This is a genomic window from Pseudomonas sp. 05N432, from assembly GCF_056396945.1.
In genome coordinates this window covers 1-452 of record NZ_JBFTMM010000088.1, presented here as the reverse complement: position 1 = coordinate 452, position 452 = coordinate 1, and the positions used below count along the sequence as shown (strand labels likewise).

Genomic DNA, 452 nt, shown 5'->3' with positions numbered 1-452 from the left:
CTGGCGCTGACCAAGGTGAATGCATGGCCGTCATCGACGTCGGTATCGTTGGCCAGCACGTCGATGCTCAGGGTCTGGTTTTCCGTGCCGGCGGCCGTATCGGCCACCGCCACCGGCGCGTCGTTGGTGCCGGTAATGGTCACGTCTACGCTACTGGTCGAGAGCGCCCCGTACTGGTCCTGCATCTGGTAATTGAGTGTCACGTGCTCGACCGCACCCTGCGCCAGGTGATCGAAGTCAGTCCCCGGATTGAACTGCAACTGGTTGCCCGAGACGCTAGCACTGCCTTGRCCGATTGGCGCACTGGCGCTGACCAAGGTGAATGCRTGGCCGTCATCGACGTCGGTATCGTTGGCCAGCACGTCGATGCTCAGGGTCTGGTTTTCCGTGCCGGCGGCCGTATCGGCCACCGCCACCGGCGCGTCGTTGGTGCCGGTAATGGTCACGTCTAC

The 452-nt window shown here is 63.3% G+C and carries 1 protein-coding gene; it reads right to left on the bottom strand.

The genetic code is table 11. The features are described from left to right. The coding region (locus AC1DHT_RS29360) for an Ig-like domain-containing protein (protein ID WP_477749320.1) at positions 1-452 on the bottom strand (452 nt) is incomplete at both ends.